Annotated in this window: 1 protein-coding gene; it reads right to left on the bottom strand. The window is 59.3% G+C overall.

Features of this window, described 5'->3' with window-relative positions; all coding sequences use genetic code 11:
* Positions 1–214: hypothetical protein (locus ACY9Z2_RS19585; protein WP_463611337.1), on the bottom strand; the 214-nt coding region annotated here is incomplete at both ends.

The raw sequence follows: 214 nt of genomic DNA, 5'->3' as shown, positions 1-214 counted from the left end.
GGATGCCAATAACACGGCTCCGTACAATCCTAATTCTACCACTAGAAGCCAGACAACCGGAGGGAACAGGATCGAGAGCAGCGCCAGGCACAGGGCGGAGAGCACAAACAGCGGCGGCAGGAGCTGTCTCCAGCGAAGGGTGTGCGGGTAATGCCGCAGCATCCGCGCCTTCCAATAGCCATAGCGGGCATATTGGCGGATGAGCGCTGGTAGA

The organism is Virgibacillus sp. GM2-2, assembly GCF_055329585.1.
This window is presented reverse-complemented; position numbering and strand designations above follow the sequence as displayed.